Source organism: Emergencia sp., from assembly GCF_048465375.1.
Lineage (GTDB): Bacteria > Bacillota > Clostridia > Peptostreptococcales > Anaerovoracaceae > Senimuribacter.
The window spans coordinates 21,657-39,295 of record NZ_DBFWLQ010000010.1; the positions used below are offsets into that span (position 1 = coordinate 21,657).

The following is a 17,639-nucleotide window of genomic DNA, read 5'->3' on the forward strand; positions in this document are numbered from 1 at the left end:
GGAGTTGTTATCATCTAAAACAGCGGTGACAGCGGCGCAGCTACGGCATACATGATAACCGGGAAGAGGATGATTCCCAGCACCTTTACCACGAATCCGCCCTTCATCAAGTCTTTCATTTCTATGTATCCGCTGCCAAAGACCAGAGCGTTTGGCGGCGTGCCCGTCGGCAGCATAAAAGCAAAGCTGGCTGAAAGAGATACGGCCATCATCAGGAACATCGGATTCATGCCGATGGTGACAGCCAAGCCCGATATAGCTGGCAGGAAAGCCGCTACGACGACAAAGTTGGACACGACTTCTGTAAGAATCGCTACGACGACGCAGAGGAAGAGGATGACCAAAATTGGCGGCCAAGAGGCCAGGAAACCCAGACCTTCTGCAATCCAGGCAGCAATGCCGGCATTTTTAAAAATACCGCCCAAGGTCAAAGCACCGCCCAGGAGAATGAAAGTGCTCCAGGATGTTTTCGCAAGAGCTGTCTTGGAGTCCATCAGGAACTCCCCCTTTTTCCAGTTTACCGGAATCACAAAGGATGCCACCAGCAAGATGATTGCAAAGCCTTCGTTAGAAATATACGGCAGCAGCCTGGCTGCCTGGTCATTAAACGCAAAACCCAAGATTGCCACAATCAAATAGGCCGTGCTGATTTTTTCCCCTTTACTCATCTTGCCCAATGCTTTCAGCTCTTCTTTAATCACTCGTGTATCGCCTAAATCCGTCTGCCCCACCTTGAACATCTTGCAGATCAGCAGCGTCGCAAGCGGCAGCAGCACGACGGTAAAAGGCAGCCCGATCATCAGCCAATCCGTAAAACTCATATTGACGCCAGTCAGTTCTTTGATCAGACCCACGGCGGACAGATTGGTGCCGGAACCAATCAAGGTGGCCATACCGCCGATAGAGGCGGCATAAGCTACAATCAAAATCAGACCTACAGAAAACCCGTCCTTTTTTGTCAATCCCAGCTGAGAAATCAGAGCGATGGCGATGGGCAGCAGCATAGCTACAGCCGTGGTATTGGACATGAACATGGAGATGACTGCAGTTGCAAGACCAAAGCCGAAAACAATCATGGACGGTCTGCCACCGACCAAATTGATGATGTTGAGGGCGATCCGCCTGTGGAGATTCCACTTTTCAATGACAGCGCCGAGGACGAATACGCCAAGGCACATCATAGTTACAGGGGCAGCATAAGAACCGTAAGCGTTGACACCTTCTTCCGTCACTTCCATGCCTGCCAGATTTAATACGATGGAGCCGGCAATGGGCAGCAGTGCCGTCACCCAGATAGGGACAGCCGAAGTCACCCACCAGATGACCATCCAAAGGGTCAGCGCCAAAGCTTTGACACCAATGGCGGCAAGACCCGGTATGCCTCCCGGTAATAAACATAAAACGATTGCTGCGATAGGTCCCAGGAAGAGACCGATCTTCTGAGATAATTTGAATTCCATATTTCCCTCCTCAGGAAGCGGGAGTTTTCCCACTTTCTACTATACTATATTTTTGCAATAAATTCGAGTCTATGTTCTCATGCAGAGGTTGGTCATGCTGCTGACAAGTCTCGCATCAATCTCACGTCCCATCGAGACGGCAGTCTCGATGACCATCTGCAGGTCATAACCAGTCGTCACCCCCATCTGCTCAAACATATTGATCAAATCCTCAGTCCCTATATTTCCTTTTGCACCGGGTACGAACGGGCAGCCTCCCATCGCTCCCATGGATGCGTCAAATTTAGTCATTCCCTCTTCTAAAGCGACATAGGCGTTGGCCAGACCCATGCCTCTCGTGTCGTGTAAGTGGATGCTCACATGGGCAAAATCCACAAAACCGGCCAGGTGATGCAGCACCTCCCTCGTGTGGCCCGGCGTACTGATGCCAGCCGTGTCCGCCAGCCCAATTTCCGTGACGCCGGCGGCGAAAGCTTTGTCTATGATGTCCGTGACCCGCTTCATCGGAATCTCATCACCAAAGGGAGAACCGAAAACGCAGGGCAGAGCCAACGTGATATTCAGGCCTTCTGCACCATCGGCCAAAGCCAGAAAGGTATCGAGGGACTCCTTGATGGAGCGTTTTGAATTGCGCAGGTTATGCTCCTCGCTGACAGAGAGCACAAAGGATACCTCAGTCAGCCCCGCTTTTCGCGCGTTTTCTACGCCCTTCTGATTGAGTGCCAAGCCGGACAAGAGGCAGCCCCGCTGATTGGCATAGTCCTGAACGCCCGCTACTACATCGACGGCATCTGCCATCTGCGGCACCGCTTTTGGGCTGACAAAAGAAGTGACATCCATCTTCCTTGCTCCACAATCTATCATCTTCTTGATATATTTTATTTTCGTCTCAGTGGGAATCATAGTCTGGTGGTTCTGCCAGCCGTCCCGAGGGCAGACTTCCATGATTTCCACTCGCTCTGGTAAATTCAGCATCAGTTGATCACCCCTTCTTCTCTATATCTTTCCAGCTCTTCCGATGAGAAACCCAGCGATGCAAAAATGCTGAAATTATCTTCCCCTAAATCTGGCGCGGCTTTTTTATACTGACACGGATACGCGTTCATCTTGATCGGGTTGCCGATGACTGTCAAATCCCCTGCCTCTTTGTGGGGAACTTTTACCAGCATCTCCCTCGTTTCGGTGATGTTTTTGTCGGCACAGACCTGCTCACAGTTGTAAATCGGTCCTGCCGGTACTCCGACGCTGTCAATTATCTCTACACATTCCATTGCGGTCTTGTCACTGGCCCACTCTTCGATAATCTCTTTCAGGGCATCGGCGTTTTTCTTTCTCAATTCTGTGTCAAGATAGAGCGGATTTTCTGCCAGTTCCTTCATACCCATGGCTTCCGTCAGTTTGCGGAAGTGAACATCAGTACCGCTGGCCAATACAAAATAATCATCCTTGGCCTTGAAAGAGTCATAAGGCGCTGATGAGATGTACTTGTTTCCCGTCATCTCCGGCGACTTTCCTTCGTAAACATACTGCATCAGCTTGGCTTCCATGCCGCTGACGATGCTGTCCACCAGAGCCACATCAATTCTCTGCCCCTCTCCTGTCTCCTCTCTTTTCAGCAGAGATGCCAAGATGGCAAAGCCTGCATTGAGCCCCGCAAAGAGGTCTCCGATAGCCATGCCTGCACGAGTCGGTTCCATACCGGGCCAGCCCGTGATAGACATGGAACCGCCCATGGCCTGAGCAATCAAATCGTAACCTGGTTTCTTCGCATTGGCTCCGCACTGGCCATACCCGGAAATGGATGCGTAGATCAGCCCAGGGTTCAGTTCATGGCAGGTTTCCCAGCCGAATCCCAGCTTCTCCATCACGCCGGGGCGATTGTTCTCCAGGAGAACGTCAGCAGACTTTACCAGGTCGGCAAAGAGCTTTTTACCGTCGTCCGTTTTTAAATCCACGGCCACTCCCCTCTTGTTCCTGTTCAGGTTCTGAAAATACATGCTTCTGCCCGTTGTCTTCTCCAGAGGTCTGGCGCCGCGAACAAAATTGCCGCCGCTGCGCAGGTTCTCCACTTTGATCACGTCCGCCCCCATATCGGCAAAATACATGCCGCAGTAGGGTCCAGCCAAAAAGTCTGTAAAATCCAAGACCCGGATTCCTTCTAATAATTGTTCTGTCATTTCAAATTTCCTCTTTTACATATAGTGATAAGTTATTATTTAAGAAGCTCATCATTTTCCCTTTATCAATGACCACTGATAGCAAGATCTGCCTACGTCAAACCGATGACCGCTTCTTTATCGGCACCTGAGACTCCATCATCCCGTGCCGGATTTACCTTTATTAATTGCAATTCTCGTGCCATTGTCATAGAAACCCCTTTGAACCTTGCAATTGCTCAGTTTTAATTGCGCGCATGAAAAAAGAGAAGCTGCACATACGTCAACTTCTCTTTACATCGGTTTACATCATTCTTCTTTATGGAGTTTTTTGTATAAGGCCTGACGACTGATACCTAAGGCCTTGGCTATATCGTTTTTGGAAATCCCTTTTGCCAGCAGTGACTCGATGACCATGGTTTCTACCACTTTGTTCAGCTGCCCCAGGTCAATTTTCAAATTTTCGTCCACAAGGCCTGCGTCTGCCTGCCCATTCTGGATGACTTCACCGCAGGAATTATCGCCGTCAAAAGCGTGATAACGCAGGGCGGCACTTTTGATTTCACGCACGTTGCCAAGCCAGTCGTGAGTCAGCAGTTCCTCTTCAAAAAAAGGATCCAGCAAAACGTCCTCTGCCCGTTCTCCTCGCAATTCTGCCAGATAATATTTGAAGAGTAAAACGATATCCCCTTTCCGCTCTTTGATGGGCGGAATGTTCAGTTCAAAGGTATTGAGCCGGAAATAAAGATCCTTTCGAAACTGATTCTCCCGGATGCTTTTGGTCAGATTCCTATTGCTGGCCGCAATAAAACGCACGTCAAGAGGGATGACATAATCAGAACCTACCCGCATGACCTCCTGCTGCTCGATCACCCTGAGAATCTTGGCCTGCAGTCCCAAAGGCATGCTGTTGATCTCATCTAAGAAGATGGTCCCCTGATGCGCCAGCTCAAAAAGCCCCGCCTTGCCCTCACTACGCGCACCGGTGAAAGCGCCAGAAACATAACCAAAGAGCTCACTTTCCAAAAGAGATTCGCTGAGGGCCGCACAGTTGACTGCCACGAAAGGCCCTTCTTTCCGCCTGCTGGCGTTATGGATGCTCTGGGCAAAGAGTTCCTTTCCCGTTCCGTTGTCTCCATAGATTAAGACCGATCCTTCGAAGTCTGCTATGGTGCCCGCTCTCTCAATCAGGGTTTTCATAGCTGCGTCTTCTGTCTTGATATCATCAAAATGATAGGATGCCACCAACCCTTTCTGCGCCAATTTCATACGAATCGTATGTTCCAGTTCCTGTATTTTAGTTACATCCTGTACCGTAGTCAAATATCGTTTTTCTGCTTTATAGAATTGGAAAGGGTGAATGGTAAAGCTGAGGGTGGTGCGATTCAATTTTCGCACGAAAGAGCGTGGCGCGCTTTCGCAGCTATGATCCATTCTTCTGGCCGGCATCGTTGGAATCACTGTCCGCACGTCAGCAGCAAGAAGCTTCTCCGCGCTCTGCGAAAGCAGCTCCTCGGCTTTGCTGTTAACCTCTTGAATGCGGTAATCACCATCGAAGATCAACAAGCCCTCGTCTACATTATTGAGTATTGATTCCAGCACATTGACTCTCTTGGCGCTGTCAGCCAGCTGAGTGAGAAATTCTTTAGCCACTCTCACCGTCTCTCTGATGGTAGTATCCCGATTCATCAATTCTACCATGGTCAGATCGTCCCGGTCGCAGACCATAGAAGCCACGCCGCTGGAAAGGACGACAACCTCTCGCTCAGGAATCGTCTCCAACTGTTCTTTCAGAGATTCCAGGTCTGTATATCGTTTCACCTCTAAGGGAAAATCAAAGAGAGAAACCGTGCCTTCGAACTTTTTTGCCACATGTTCCCGCAGTACCACATATATTTTCCCGCGGTAGGTTTCCCTGACAGATGTCAGCATATAGAGAATATCCGAGGTACGAATTTTTTCTTCCATCACATGGACAGAATCGGCTGCGGCAGCCAAATCAGTATAAATGCCTCCTCTGGCAATAATGACACCGTAGCCGTCTGCCACCAGTCTGCGATATTCTGCGGCGGAATGATAGACGTCCACGGTCTGTACCACGACGCTGCCACTGGCTACATCGCTGGCCAGAATCTCTTCTACTACTGGTATCATGTTTTCCGAAGGTACGATATAGGCAATTTTTTCCATAGGTTACTCCTTTAAATCCCAGTCGATCGGACCTTCTCCTTTTTCTGTCAGGAATTCGTTGGTTTTAGAAAAATACTGACCGCCAAAAAATCCATTGTAAGCTGAGAATGGGCTCGGATGAGCACCTGTAAGAATCAAATGTTGTTTTCCTGTAATCAGCTGTACCTTGGACTTTGCATTAGCTCCCCAGAGAATGAAAACAATGGGTTTCTCTCTTTCGTTGAGCAGTTCAATTACTCGATCGGTAAAAATCTCCCAGCCTTTCCCCTTATGGGAATTGGCCTGATGCTCTCTGACGGTGAGGCAGGTGTTGAGAAGGAGCACTCCCTCCTGCGCCCATTTCATCAAATAACCGTGATCCGGTGGATCGATGCCAAGATCATCCTTCATTTCTTTGAAAATATTCACCAGTGACGGCGGCTGTTTCACCCCCTTCTGCACAGAAAAAGACATGCCGTGGGCCTGACCGGGACCATGATAAGGATCCTGTCCCAAAATCACAGCCTTGACATCCTCATAGGAAGTATACTTGAGAGCGTTGAACATATCGTGCATGCTCGGGTAAACCGTCCGCGTCTTATATTCCTCGATCAAAAACTGCCGCAATTTCAAATAATACTCTTTTTTGAATTCTCCAGCCAATACTTCGTCCCATTTGTTTCCTATGTTTACCACTTCTATTCTACCTTCCTTTCCTTACGATTCCTTTTGCTCTGTGGCCTCTGGATCTACCAGCCACTTGCCTTTTTTGATGTAAATCAGCATCATAATCGCGCCGATGACCCAGGTAATCGGGTAACCCAGTAAGAGCAGATATAACTTGTGGGCAAATTGGAAAGAACCCCAGATCCAAAGGATACGAACTGCACAGAGAGAGCAGATGGACATGATCATAGCCTGCAGGGTCTTTCCCACTCCTCTGATGGTACCCGTTGCAATGTGAAAAATAGCGATAATCCAGTAGAACGGATACATATACTTCATCATGTAAATGCCGTAGTCGATGACCGATTGCTCGCTGGTAAAGATCCTGATGATATATGGAGCAAAGATCAGCATCAAAGCGCCTGCGACGACGGCATAGATGGCACCCATACCGATGGAGACCTTCATGCCCTTGTGAACCCGATCAAACTCCCTTGCACCGTAATTTTGACCGGCAAAGGTAGTAGCAGCCATGCTCATACTGAGAATCGGCAGCAGAATGAAACCGTCGATTTTGTTAAAGGCTGCATAAGAGGCCATAACTGTTGCACCAAAGCTGTTGACCCCGGACTGTACCACCACATTTGACAACGAGATAACGATATTCTGTACCCCCGTCGGCAGACCGATTTTGACGATCTTTCCTAAAAGGTTGTCGTAAAAGCGAACGTCCCGCAGCCTGATCTTGTAGGACTCTTTGCTGCGTCTCATAAAACGCAGTATAAAGATACAGGAAATCAGCTGACTGATATCGGTCGCGATAGCTGCGCCGACGACACCCATCTTCAGCACTGCTACAAATAAAATATCCAGAAAAATATTTGACACGGCGGCAATAATCAGATAGATCAATGATCTGCGTGAATTTCCTACAGCGTTGAGAATGCCTGCCGACATGTTGTAGATGACAGAGAAGATGATGCCGGCAAAGAATACGCGCAGGTAATCCGAGGCCTGATCGAAAACTTCTTCCGGTGTTCCCATGATATCTAAGATCAGAGGCGCCGTTAGAACGCCAATCACCGATAGGATGGCACCAGCGGCGATGGAAATAGCGATGGTCGTATGGACTGCTTTGCGCACGCCTTCATCGTCGCGAGCGCCGTAATACTGGCTGGTGACGACGCCGGCTCCGGCAGAAGCACCGATACAGAAGCCGACCAGAAGCTGAATGATCGCTCCGCTGGCTCCTACTGCGGCAAGAGCACTGCTGCCGACTACATTGCCGACGATAATTGAATCGACAATATTATATAATTGTTGAAATAAGTTACCTAAAATTAAAGGAATCGAAAAAAGGAGTATTTCCTTCCAAATCGTCCCTGATGTCATTAACGTGTTGTTCTTCATCTTAACTATCGCTCCTTATTGGATGGATTTTGTCGTATAATGGACTTGCCACAGTTTACAAAGGAAACTGATGGGAGTCCTTATGCTTTAAATCCCCAAGAGGGCGAGCATGTGGGTGCGCCGCCCGATTGGATGGATTTTGTCGTATAATAGTATAAACACATATCAAAGGAGGAAGTCAAGGGGTAATCTGCAATAACTTCTTTTTTTCACTGACTATTCGTGTTAGAATATTGCTATGAACAAGATATACATTTCAAAGGATGCAAACAGAATACTGACAGACTATTTAGAAGGCCTGGGCTGCCACCTGTCTTTTATTACTTCTAACGATATCGTCGATCCGGCGATTGCAAACCACCCCGATATTTTTTTGTGCAAAATGGGAGCCGCAGACGGCGCACCTATTTTCTTTGCAGAAAAAGAAGACTTGGGCAGAGATTATCCCTTTGACGTGGCCTTCAATGCGGCCTGCACCGGTAAATATTTCATTCATAACCTGTCTTATACCAACGAAAAGCTGCTGCTGGCGGCGAAGGAGATGGGAATGACTTTGATTGACGTTCGTCAGGGGTATACCAAGTGCAGTATCGTCGTAGTAGCAGAAGATGCTATCATCACCTATGATGAGGGGATTGTGCAAGCATGCAGTAAATACCCGGAGCTGGAAGTTCTCCAGGTCTCCCCTGGCTTTGTCCGCCTGGACGGATATGATACTGGGTTCATCGGTGGCTGCAGCGGCAGAGTGGGAAACGAGGTTCTTTTCAACGGCGACCTATTTGCCCATCCCGACTTTCAGCGCATCGTCACCTTCATTGAGAAGCGGGGTTTGGTCTGCAGATGGTTCCCAGATTATAAGCTGACCGATATCGGGTCTATATTGTAGATCACAAAGTTACAATGCAGTTATGCTTTTTGTGCCCTTTTACGCATCTTCGCATAACTGTTGACTGCTTTTTACCGTTTATAAGGGGGGGGATATGCGTTGTAAAGCTGTAAAAAACATATCATGGACGTTATACAGACTCCGTAAGCCCCCTCTCCTGCATACTCATACGAGAATCCGGCTGCAAATAACGAAGTTTTGCCGATTTCTGGCACTTGACCGCCAAACAGTTACGCTAAATAGATCAAACACCTGCAAAAAGCTTAACTTCATTGTACAACACAGCCGAGATATACCCCTATACCCTATATTCGAGATGGACAAAGGGCAAACCAATAGTAACGAAAGGAGGCGCCGTAAAAATCACAAAATCTGAGATTTTGGATTTTCTGGCGTTTGCCCTACCAGCGGTTTTGTACCAAAACCGGGTTAGGGCATAAAAAGACAAGTGAAAAAACATGCAATCATACCCATCTTCATCCCCCACAAAGGCTGCCCTAACGACTGCATCTTCTGCAACCAGAAGAAAATCACGGCCAGGCAGAAGGCTGTCACAGGCGAAGATGTGGAAAATACCATAGAAACCTGGTTATCCACCTTAGAGAACCGACATCTGGATACTATAGAAATCGCCTTTTTCGGCGGCAGTTTTACAGGTATCCCCCTGGAAGAGCAGTCTGCCTATCTGGCTATCGCAGGGAAATACAAGGATGCGGGCAGAATCGACAAAATCCACATGTCCACCAGGCCGGACTACATCGACGAGAAGATACTCGATAACCTGAAGCACTACGGCGCAGACACTATCGAACTTGGCGTGCAATCCTTCGACGACCGTGTGCTCGCACTCTCAAATCGCGGCCACGACAGCAAGGTGGTCTACAGAGCCTGTGATCTGATCAAAGATTACGGATTCGAACTGGGTATCCAGCTGATGATCGGCCTGCCCGGAGATACGTTGGAAACCTGTCTTCATTCGGCAACAGAAACCGTTAAAATCGCTCCAGCAATCGCCCGTCTCTACCCTACCATCGTCATCAACGATACAGAACTCCACCATCAATATCTGCGCGGCGAATATGTGCCGCTCACCCAGGAGGAAGCGATTCTGCGCACTAAGGAGATGTACAAGCTCCTGGACAACGCCGGTATCAACATCATCCGTGTCGGTCTCAAAAGCACGGATATCATCAACGAAAACGGAGAAATCTGCGGTGATACCTATCATCCCGCTTTTCGTCAGTTGGTAGAGGGTGAAATCGCCAGAGAACGCATCGAGGAAGCGCTGCGCAAAATGGATTTCGATAAAAACATCCGTACAAAGGTCACTTTCTATGCAAATTCGAAAAGTTTTTCTAATATGATTGGAAATTCCGGCAGAAACAAGAAATTTTTTCTTGAAAAGTACCCCTATCTTAACATATTATATAAGGTAAATGACTTACTCAATGATCATCAATTTCAAGTTGAAATAAAAGGAGAAAAGAAATGAAAGAAACATCAAAAGCTGTAGTAACAGTGATCGGAAAAGATATGGTCGGCATCTTGGCAAAGGTCTCTACCGCCTGCGCAGAAGCAAACACAAACGTCATCGAAGTGACACAGTCCGTTCTGGATAGTTTTTTCTGCATGGTTATGATTATCGATATCACAGAATCAGACAAGCAGATTGACCAGCTCCAGAAAGCCATCGAAGACAAAGTCCCTGCCATGCAGGTTCACGTCATGCATGAGAATATCTTTAATTCCATGCATAGAATATAGTCAGCGGGAGGGTAGTCACAATGTTAAATATGAGCGACATCATGGAAACCATCACCATGATACAAGAAGAAAACTTAGATATCAGAACCATCACTATGGGAATTTCTCTGATCGACTGTGCAGACAGCGACATTGAAAAATCCTGCGAAAAGGTCTATAACAAAATATACAGTCATGCCAAAGATCTGGTAAAGACGGGAGAATCCATCGAGAAAAAATACGGCATTCCCATCGTAAATAAACGAATCGCAGTTACGCCGATTTCCATGCTGGCCGGCGTATCTGGCGGCGATCCCATCAAATATGCTAAAACACTGGACAGAGTAGCCCACGATGTAGGGGTCAACTTCATCGGCGGTTATTCTGCTCTGGTTCAGAAGGGGTTCAGTGCCGGCGACAGAGAACTGATCGCATCCATTCCCCGCGCCCTGGCTGAAACTGAACTGGTCTGCTCCTCTGTCAATGTAGGTTCCACCAAAGCTGGTATCAACATGGATGCTGTCAAAATCATGGGCGAAACCGTCCGTCAGACTGCTGAACTGACCAAAGACAGACAGTGCATCGGTGCAGCCAAGCTGGTCGTCTTCTGCAATGCCGTAGAGGATAACCCGTTTATGGCCGGTGCATTCCACGGCGTAGGTGAAGCTGACTGCGTCATCAGTGTGGGCGTATCCGGTCCCGGCGTGGTCAGATCCGTACTCTCCAAGATGCCAGCAGACGCACCAATCAACGTAGTGGCTGAGGCTATCAAAAAGACCGCTTTTAAGATCACTCGCATCGGTCAGCTGGTCGGACGCGAAGCTGCTGACATGCTGGGCGTGGAATTTGGTATCGTCGACCTCTCCCTGGCACCGACTCCTGCTGTAGGCGACTCCGTCGCACACATTTTGGAAGAAATCGGTCTGGAGCAATGCGGCGCTCACGGAACGACGGCTGCCCTTGCCATGCTCAACGACGCAGTGAAAAAAGGCGGCGTCATGGCCTCCTCCAGTGTTGGCGGACTTTCAGGCGCTTTCATCCCGGTCAGTGAAGATGCCGGCATGATCGCAGCAGCCAGAAACGGTGTTCTCTCTATTGAAAAGCTGGAAGCGATGACCGCAGTATGCTCTGTAGGTCTTGACATGATTGTCATTCCAGGAGATACGACTAGCGAGGTCATCTCTGCTATCATCGCTGACGAAGCGGCCATCGGCATGGTCAACTCCAAGACGACGGCAGTAAGAGTGATTCCTGCCATCGGTCTCAAAGAAGGCGAAGAACTGGACTTTGGCGGACTTTTGGGCTACGGGCCGGTCATGCCGCTGCGAAGCCAGTCTCCGGCAAAGATGATCAACCGTGGCGGACGTATTCCTGCTCCGCTGCAGAGTTTAAAAAATTAGAGGTGACGATTATGACCCAAGTCAGACTTGGAAAAACTGAAATGATAACGAACAAAAACGGCTTTGGTGCCCTGCCGATCCAGAGAATTTCCTACGAAGAAACTGAAGCCCTGATCTACGAAGCTTACGACAACGGCGTGACCTTTTACGATACTGCCCGTTTCTATACGGATAGTGAAGAAAAGCTGGGCCGTGCCATCGCAAAACGCGGAATCAGAGACAAGGTCTATATAGCTAGCAAAACCATGTGCAATACTACGGAGGAATTCTGGTCGCAGTTGTCGCAGTCTCTGATCGATCTGCAGACAGACTACCTGGACCTGTATCAGTTCCACAATCCGTCCTTCTGTCCGAAGCCTGGAGACGGCACGGGACTCTATGAGGCCATGATAGAAGCGAAAGAACAAGGTAAAGTCAAGCACATCGGCATTACCAACCACAGGCTTGCCGTGGCTCACGAAGCCATCGACTCCGGTCTCTACGAAACCCTGCAATTTCCCTTCTGCTATCTGGCCAGCGAACAGGATGCGGTCCTAGTGGAAAAATGTGCCCAGGCGGATATGGGCTTCATCGCCATGAAAGCCATGAGCGGCGGACTGATTACAAGAGCTGATGCCGCCTACGCCTTCTGCGCGCAGTACGACCACGTGCTGCCCATCTGGGGCGTGCAGAAGATGTCGGAGCTGCAGGAATACATCGCCTGCGAAAAGAACCCGCCTGCTATGGACGAAGAAATGCAGAACTTTATTTTGAGAGAGCGTGAAGAGCTTTCTGGAGAATTCTGCCGAGGCTGCGGTTACTGCATGCCATGTCCTGTCGGCATCAAAATCAACGACTGTGCGCGGATGTCCCTGATGATCCGCCGTGCTCCGACCTCTGTCTACATGGACGAAGAACATCAGCAAGACATGGAATTGATCGAAGAATGCCTGCACTGCGGACAGTGCAGAGAGAAATGTCCTTATGGTCTGGATACGCCGGCACTGCTTGCAAAGAATCTGGCAGACTACCGGGAACAGGTGAAAAAATTGTAAGAAAAAACGAGTGTATGACGGAGCATCGCTCCTCTGCACTCGCCTTTTTTAAATTTTTGATCACACAAACTTGATAACCAATTGTTTGTCAAGACCTCTCGCGATCTTTGACAATGTATGAACGGTAGGACTGCAATTACCATTTTCAATTCTACTTAAGTTGGATTGTTTAATACCGGTTTTCGCTGATAACTCCTGCTGCGTCAAGTTTAACTCCAGTCGTGCATCTATAATCGCTTTAATAATCTGATACTCTGCCTCAAGATTATCGTACTCCTCCTTAAAGTCGAGATCCTGTAATTGTGTTTCCAAATACTTTTCATAATTACTCATCATGATGCCTCCTCTCATAATCAGCTTTGTATTTTAAAGCGAGTTGTAATTCTCTCCCTGGTGTCTTATTTTGTTTTTTAATAAACCCATTTGTCATAATGATTTTATTGTTATAAAAGAAAAAGAAAAATATTCTGCATACATCGTTGGAAAAACGAATTCTTAGTTCAAAAATTCCATCCTTGATATGCTTTGCATGCGGTTCCCTGAGTTGATTTCCATACTCATCTAGTAGTTCTATACTTTTCAACGCTTTCGCTCTCTGTTTCACGTTCAAGATATTAAGAAATTCTATGACAGGAACCTTCCCCCCTCCCTCTTCATAAAATTCAACTCTCTCCTTTCCCATATTACCTCCATTCTATGTCTTTGTCAATATTCCTTTTTTGATATGTTTTACATATTATTACATATAAATCGTACCACAGATGCGAAAATATGTCAATATCTTACAGAAAACCCTGCCTGGCTGTTTTTTCTAGCCGGCAGGGTCTTCTATCGTTATCCTATTATTTTCTAGTCTTCTGTCTCCTCCTCTTCTTCCCCGCCGTCATCGTCATCATCATCGGGAGCTTCTGTCTCATCGTCGTCATCTTCTTTGTCGTCAGGTTTCCACTGCTCATCGTCGTCATCATTGCTGTGTTTCCCCGATGTTGTGATGCGGTCATCGTCATCATTTTCATCGTCCTGATCGTCAGCATCCCATTGGTCTTCCTCGTCAGCTTCATCCTCTGCTGTGTACTTGTTGTCGTTCTTTTTCCCTTTTTTCTTCTCGTTCAGAATCTTTTCGGCCTTCGCTGCCGGAATCAAATCGCGATGCTTTGCAAGGAACTTGGCCACATGATCAAAAGGTACGCCGTCCAGCAGATCCGTCAGACGGTCTTCACTGGCTGCCTTTTCAATCATGTACATGCCCAGGCTCTTTCCTTCCTTTTTTGCCGCCTTGACATCATCCTTGCTGCCTTCCAGATATACGGCATCCTTACCCTTTGTAATGCCCAGTACATCGTCTTTTAACGATTTTTCTACGGTTCCCTTCAGGCCGGCATAAGCGACCACCAGCAGGTCGTCATCTGTTTTATTCAAGCCAGCCGCCATCTCCTGCAAATCGGCAATGTTCTTTCCTATCAGCCCATTCAGCTCCCCTTCTGACATGGTATCATCAAAGGAAACCGCATCGACCACCTTGCCGTCTTTGTCAACCTCTACTTGTACGCTCTTTTCCCCATCAAAGGAAATTGCGGCATAAGCCGGAGCAGTCATCTGTGGAATCATCAGAGAGGCAAGGCATACCATGAGGGCAGCCGCTACTGCGGTCATCTTCTGCAAGTAGGATTTCTTGATCTTCCTGCCTTTTGTGAAGGGCAGGACCACTTGCTCTTTTGCGTCAGACTCCGCTGCATAAAAGTCTTCGTCCAATACGTAAATCTGACCTCCCTCTCGCAGCCCGTTCTTCTTTTTGATGCGGATGACCGTCCCCTCTTCCGTCAGAGCGAGGCAGTAGTCTTCTTTTATCTCTAATATGATTACTCTATAATACATCGGAACACCTCGCTCTCCCGATAAAACGGCTCAGTTCGGGAAACGCTTTGACGAAGATGATCATCGCTGCCAAGATAAAGTGTCTGCTCCGCTTCACCACTTTCTCTGTCACCTGGGCGATACGAGCCACTGCGCGGACAGGCAGGCGCTTCTTCTCATATGTCGCCTTCACTGTGGGTGGATCATTGCTGGCTATCTGTGCGATGTCAAGGGCATTTTCCCTGGTATCTCTGTGCTTCGGGGCTTCATCGGCCAAAATCTCCAGAGTCAGCCCGAAGAGGGCCAGTTCTTCTTTGTATAGCATCACTTCTTCTCGGAGGTGATCTGTTCTGCCGACGTCCTCTCTCTCATCAGGAAAATCCTGGCCGTTTTCATATAAGCTGTCTAGGGACGCTTCCCTGGGCCGTGTCTTTTCCCTCGCTAAATAAGTTTTGAGCCGGCTTTCCATGACCAGTTTAGCAAACCCCAGAAAGCTGCCCCTCTTTTCATCATATTTGGCGACTGCTTCCGCAAAGGCGGACAGAGCAATGCTGAATTCTTCATCGTTCTCCACCGCTACGTATCGTCCTGTCAGACTGCTGACGGTGCGGATGATAAAGGCCATATGCTGCTGAATTAAATGTTCCAGATTCTCTATCTCAATTTTTTCACCCGGTCTCAATGTTCTCTCTCCTTTGTATAACAGCCTTTTCTCGAGTTAATATACTGTAATTTGATTATATGCTATTCTCTTGATACAGTCAATTATGACAGATGTGGCGCCAGAAGGTTTACAGAGTCGATGCCGCCTAATTCAAAAATATTATCAATCACATCATTGCTTTCCGCATCTGATACGTTCACTTCGTAAACCAACTCAAAAGAATCGCTGAGAATGTTCTTCGCTTTGATCGTATTTGTTCCCTCCATGTGATCTACGATAGCCTGTATCCGATTCAAATCCACATCACTGCCTCTGACAATGAGCAGCATCTGATTGGTTCTCGCCCCGCTTCCCTTGGTCAAAATCATCACGGTCGCCAAAATGACAGATCCAACCAGGCCGATGAGAAGACTCTCTGTAGCCGCCGCAATGCCAATTGCCATGCTCCAGATGATAAATCCGATATCCCGCGGGTCCTTGATGTTTGTACGAAATCTGACGATAGACAGAGAACCCAACATTCCCAATGATAAGGCCAGATTCGTCTGTATCAAGTCCATGAGAATGGTAGAAACGAAAGACAGAACAATCAATGTGACGGCAAACTTCGGTTCATAAGAGTCTCTTGTATGGGCAAAGCGATAGGCAATCCAGAGAATTGCTGCGAACAAAGCTGCCATTCCCAGAGTAATCATGATCTCGCTCGTTCCAATATCTTTTGCAACAGCTCCAAGGAGCTGATCCATCTTTTCTTCAAATAACTGGTTCATCTTTTCTCCTCCTTATGCTGCTTTGGTTTCCGGCGCCAGAACATTGACGCCATGGATACCTTCCAGTGCTCCCAGCTGGGAAATGAGCTTCTCCTCTTCCTTTGTTTTGACGTGCAGTTCATAAACTAATTCGAAAGATTCTTCAAAGATATTTTTCGACTGCACGCTGATGCCCCGCCGACTGTGGAAGATTTTTTGCACGTTGTCCATCTGTCCTTTTTCTCCTCTGACCACAATCATGGAGGCATTAGTCTTTCTGGTCAATTTACTGGAGATTACCAGAATCAGGCACAAGACGGCTGAACTGACCAGGCTGGCAAAGTAGGCCCCCATAGAAGAGGCAATTCCGATGGATATAGCCCAGAAGACAAAACCCAAATCCCTCGGATCTTTGGTGTTCAATCTGATTCTGCAGATAGAAAGCGAACCCAATACACCCAAAGAAAACAGAGGATTGCTCTGAATCAAGGTCATGAGCACTGTAGATAGAAAGGCCAGCATCACTAAGGTGATGTTGAATTTTCTATTGTAGGTCAGTGTATTGTGGCAAAGCCGATAAGTCAGAGCCATGGCTCCTGCCATGCAGAGCGTAAACAGCAGGCTGCCCATCAAGATCAATTGGGCATCTCCTCTTCCCGCACCAATGCCTTCCTGAACAAAGATATCGATTAACTTACTCATCTTTTCCCCTTCTTTCTCTAATAGTAATATTGTTTTAAAATACTGCGCGAAGTCCCGAATTTGCTAGGCGGTCTGCGAGTTAAATCGCATTTTCCCAGTAGTTCCTGTATCTGTTTGAACAGAAACCGATCATATTTGATTTCTAGAATCGTATCCTCCTTTGGCATGGCCTCTTTAAAATTCAACCTATGAGAGAATAAGTCGTAACAGAAATCGCAGTAGCGAAGATGATGATCCATGGTCACCCGGGTATTGAAGTTGTGGTGGGTGTAGGCTCTACGATCATATTCAATCAAAGATACCGGCCGGTAAAGCCTGGTCGTCATCAAATCGTAAGCGAATCTGGCCACTGCGCTGTCATATGTCAGAAGTACGCGGTAGTTGCCCCTCAGAAGCTCCTTCCCGTCCGCTCTGCTGATGACCTGGCTTTCCTTCAGCTCTCGTCCATAACTTTTTCGTTTCAATTCAAATTTCACTTTTTCATCGTCGGGATGATAGACTCTCATGCGGATTCGCTTTTTTTCCGGTACACCTTCTCTTTTATCCAGATAGTCGTCGTTAGCCACACTGTCAAAGTAGACACTTCTGACTGTGTACCCGTTATATCCGCCATAAGTGTCCGGCGTCAGCAGCTGATTCAAAGCGTCAAGAAGAAAGAGTCTGTCTTCAAGAGAAATCAGATACTTCACCTCTCTTCTGGATACCGATAATAGCTGTGTCTTTGTTTGTCTTCTTTCCATTTTAAA

General features: G+C 47.7%; 18 protein-coding genes. 5 read left to right on the forward strand and 13 right to left on the reverse strand.

Features of this window, described 5'->3' with window-relative positions; translation table 11 throughout:
* Window positions 1–14: 14 nt before the first annotated feature.
* The 6 genes from ACMQ5W_RS08565 to ACMQ5W_RS08590 all read right to left on the reverse strand — a co-directional run bounded on the left by ACMQ5W_RS08565 (window position 15) and on the right by ACMQ5W_RS08590 (window position 7,861).
* Window positions 15–1,460 carry an SLC13 family permease gene (locus tag ACMQ5W_RS08565; RefSeq protein WP_419024812.1) on the reverse strand — a complete coding sequence of 482 codons (1,446 nt, stop codon included), beginning with the start codon at window positions 1,458–1,460 and terminating at the stop codon, window positions 15–17.
* 69 nt (window positions 1,461–1,529) lie between these two features.
* Window positions 1,530–2,435 carry a hydroxymethylglutaryl-CoA lyase gene (locus ACMQ5W_RS08570; RefSeq protein ID WP_419024813.1) on the reverse strand — a complete coding sequence of 302 codons (906 nt, stop codon included), beginning with the start codon at window positions 2,433–2,435 and terminating at the stop codon, window positions 1,530–1,532.
* Window positions 2,435–3,637 (reverse strand): CaiB/BaiF CoA transferase family protein, encoded by a 1,203-nt coding sequence (locus ACMQ5W_RS08575; protein ID WP_419024814.1) that lies wholly within the window; start codon window positions 3,635–3,637, stop codon window positions 2,435–2,437. The genes ACMQ5W_RS08570 and ACMQ5W_RS08575 overlap by 1 nt, the downstream gene beginning before the upstream one ends.
* 288 nt (window positions 3,638–3,925) lie before the next feature.
* Window positions 3,926–5,806, reverse strand: coding sequence for a sigma 54-interacting transcriptional regulator (locus tag ACMQ5W_RS08580; protein WP_419024815.1), 1,881 nt, complete (start codon window positions 5,804–5,806; stop codon window positions 3,926–3,928).
* A gap of 3 nt (window positions 5,807–5,809) precedes the next feature.
* Window positions 5,810–6,481 carry a uracil-DNA glycosylase gene (locus ACMQ5W_RS08585; RefSeq protein WP_419024816.1) on the reverse strand — a complete coding sequence of 224 codons (672 nt, stop codon included), beginning with the start codon at window positions 6,479–6,481 and terminating at the stop codon, window positions 5,810–5,812.
* A 21-nt stretch (window positions 6,482–6,502) separates the two neighbouring features.
* Entirely contained in the window at window positions 6,503–7,861 is a 1,359-nt protein-coding gene (locus ACMQ5W_RS08590; protein ID WP_148492661.1) for an MATE family efflux transporter, read from the reverse strand.
* Window positions 7,862–8,099: 238 nt separating this feature from the next.
* Here ACMQ5W_RS08590 and ACMQ5W_RS08595 point away from each other — a divergent pair, with 238 nt between their 5' ends.
* The 5 genes from ACMQ5W_RS08595 to ACMQ5W_RS08615 all read left to right on the forward strand — a co-directional run bounded on the left by ACMQ5W_RS08595 (window position 8,100) and on the right by ACMQ5W_RS08615 (window position 12,924).
* Window positions 8,100–8,747: a DUF6873 family GME fold protein gene (locus ACMQ5W_RS08595; RefSeq protein WP_419024817.1), complete on the forward strand. Its 648-nt coding sequence runs from the start codon at window positions 8,100–8,102 to the stop codon at window positions 8,745–8,747.
* A 448-nt stretch (window positions 8,748–9,195) separates the two neighbouring features.
* Window positions 9,196–10,239 carry an elongator complex protein 3 gene (locus ACMQ5W_RS08600; RefSeq protein WP_419024818.1) on the forward strand — a complete coding sequence of 348 codons (1,044 nt, stop codon included), beginning with the start codon at window positions 9,196–9,198 and terminating at the stop codon, window positions 10,237–10,239.
* The gene (locus ACMQ5W_RS08605) at window positions 10,236–10,511 is read left to right on the forward strand and encodes an ACT domain-containing protein (protein WP_148492658.1); all 276 of its coding nucleotides are present in this window, start codon (window positions 10,236–10,238) and stop codon (window positions 10,509–10,511) included. The genes ACMQ5W_RS08600 and ACMQ5W_RS08605 overlap by 4 nt, the downstream gene beginning before the upstream one ends.
* A 20-nt stretch (window positions 10,512–10,531) precedes the next feature.
* Complete coding sequence (locus ACMQ5W_RS08610; RefSeq protein WP_419024819.1) at window positions 10,532–11,890, forward strand: PFL family protein; 1,359 nt, start codon at window positions 10,532–10,534, stop codon at window positions 11,888–11,890.
* Between the two features lie 41 nt (window positions 11,891–11,931).
* Window positions 11,932–12,924 carry an aldo/keto reductase gene (locus ACMQ5W_RS08615; protein ID WP_419024820.1) on the forward strand — a complete coding sequence of 331 codons (993 nt, stop codon included), beginning with the start codon at window positions 11,932–11,934 and terminating at the stop codon, window positions 12,922–12,924.
* A gap of 60 nt (window positions 12,925–12,984) precedes the next feature.
* Here ACMQ5W_RS08615 and ACMQ5W_RS08620 read toward each other — a convergent pair whose 3' ends face one another.
* The 7 genes from ACMQ5W_RS08620 to ACMQ5W_RS08650 form a co-directional block, all read right to left on the reverse strand.
* Window positions 12,985–13,260: a helix-turn-helix domain-containing protein gene (locus ACMQ5W_RS08620; RefSeq protein WP_419024821.1), complete on the reverse strand. Its 276-nt coding sequence runs from the start codon at window positions 13,258–13,260 to the stop codon at window positions 12,985–12,987.
* Entirely contained in the window at window positions 13,250–13,606 is a 357-nt protein-coding gene (locus ACMQ5W_RS08625; RefSeq protein ID WP_419024822.1) for a type II toxin-antitoxin system RelE/ParE family toxin, read from the reverse strand. The genes ACMQ5W_RS08620 and ACMQ5W_RS08625 overlap by 11 nt, the downstream gene beginning before the upstream one ends.
* A gap of 167 nt (window positions 13,607–13,773) precedes the next feature.
* Complete coding sequence (locus ACMQ5W_RS08630; RefSeq protein WP_419024823.1) at window positions 13,774–14,799, reverse strand: anti-sigma factor domain-containing protein; 1,026 nt, start codon at window positions 14,797–14,799, stop codon at window positions 13,774–13,776.
* Complete coding sequence (locus ACMQ5W_RS08635; RefSeq protein ID WP_419024824.1) at window positions 14,789–15,460, reverse strand: RNA polymerase subunit sigma; 672 nt, start codon at window positions 15,458–15,460, stop codon at window positions 14,789–14,791. Before ACMQ5W_RS08635 ends, ACMQ5W_RS08630 begins: the two co-directional genes overlap by 11 nt.
* A gap of 83 nt (window positions 15,461–15,543) precedes the next feature.
* The gene (locus ACMQ5W_RS08640; protein ID WP_419024825.1) at window positions 15,544–16,212 is read right to left on the reverse strand and encodes a DUF4956 domain-containing protein; all 669 of its coding nucleotides are present in this window, start codon (window positions 16,210–16,212) and stop codon (window positions 15,544–15,546) included.
* 12 nt (window positions 16,213–16,224) lie between these two features.
* Window positions 16,225–16,893 carry a DUF4956 domain-containing protein gene (locus ACMQ5W_RS08645; RefSeq protein ID WP_419024826.1) on the reverse strand — a complete coding sequence of 223 codons (669 nt, stop codon included), beginning with the start codon at window positions 16,891–16,893 and terminating at the stop codon, window positions 16,225–16,227.
* Window positions 16,894–16,910: 17 nt separating this feature from the next.
* Window positions 16,911–17,633 (reverse strand): polyphosphate polymerase domain-containing protein, encoded by a 723-nt coding sequence (locus tag ACMQ5W_RS08650; protein WP_419024827.1) that lies wholly within the window; start codon window positions 17,631–17,633, stop codon window positions 16,911–16,913.
* Between the last annotated feature and the right edge of the window lie 6 nt (window positions 17,634–17,639).

Excerpts from the sequence above, each read along its gene's own strand:
- ACMQ5W_RS08605 (WP_148492658.1), top strand. The coding sequence starts at position 10,236 with ATGAAAGAAACATCAAAAGCTGTAGTAACAGTGATCGGAAAAGATATG.
- ACMQ5W_RS08630 (WP_419024823.1), bottom strand. The coding sequence starts at position 14,799 with ATGTATTATAGAGTAATCATATTAGAGATAAAAGAAGACTACTGCCTC.
- ACMQ5W_RS08565 (WP_419024812.1), bottom strand. The coding sequence starts at position 1,460 with ATGGAATTCAAATTATCTCAGAAGATCGGTCTCTTCCTGGGACCTATC.
- ACMQ5W_RS08595 (WP_419024817.1), top strand. The coding sequence starts at position 8,100 with ATGAACAAGATATACATTTCAAAGGATGCAAACAGAATACTGACAGAC.
- ACMQ5W_RS08620 (WP_419024821.1), bottom strand. The coding sequence starts at position 13,260 with ATGATGAGTAATTATGAAAAGTATTTGGAAACACAATTACAGGATCTC.
- ACMQ5W_RS08580 (WP_419024815.1), bottom strand. The coding sequence starts at position 5,806 with ATGGAAAAAATTGCCTATATCGTACCTTCGGAAAACATGATACCAGTA.
- ACMQ5W_RS08575 (WP_419024814.1), bottom strand. The coding sequence starts at position 3,637 with ATGACAGAACAATTATTAGAAGGAATCCGGGTCTTGGATTTTACAGAC.
- ACMQ5W_RS08640 (WP_419024825.1), bottom strand. The coding sequence starts at position 16,212 with ATGAACCAGTTATTTGAAGAAAAGATGGATCAGCTCCTTGGAGCTGTT.
- ACMQ5W_RS08625 (WP_419024822.1), bottom strand. The coding sequence starts at position 13,606 with ATGGGAAAGGAGAGAGTTGAATTTTATGAAGAGGGAGGGGGGAAGGTT.
- ACMQ5W_RS08570 (WP_419024813.1), bottom strand. The coding sequence starts at position 2,435 with ATGCTGAATTTACCAGAGCGAGTGGAAATCATGGAAGTCTGCCCTCGG.
- ACMQ5W_RS08650 (WP_419024827.1), bottom strand. The coding sequence starts at position 17,633 with ATGGAAAGAAGACAAACAAAGACACAGCTATTATCGGTATCCAGAAGA.
- ACMQ5W_RS08590 (WP_148492661.1), bottom strand. The coding sequence starts at position 7,861 with ATGAAGAACAACACGTTAATGACATCAGGGACGATTTGGAAGGAAATA.
- ACMQ5W_RS08645 (WP_419024826.1), bottom strand. The coding sequence starts at position 16,893 with ATGAGTAAGTTAATCGATATCTTTGTTCAGGAAGGCATTGGTGCGGGA.
- ACMQ5W_RS08610 (WP_419024819.1), top strand. The coding sequence starts at position 10,532 with ATGTTAAATATGAGCGACATCATGGAAACCATCACCATGATACAAGAA.
- ACMQ5W_RS08615 (WP_419024820.1), top strand. The coding sequence starts at position 11,932 with ATGATAACGAACAAAAACGGCTTTGGTGCCCTGCCGATCCAGAGAATT.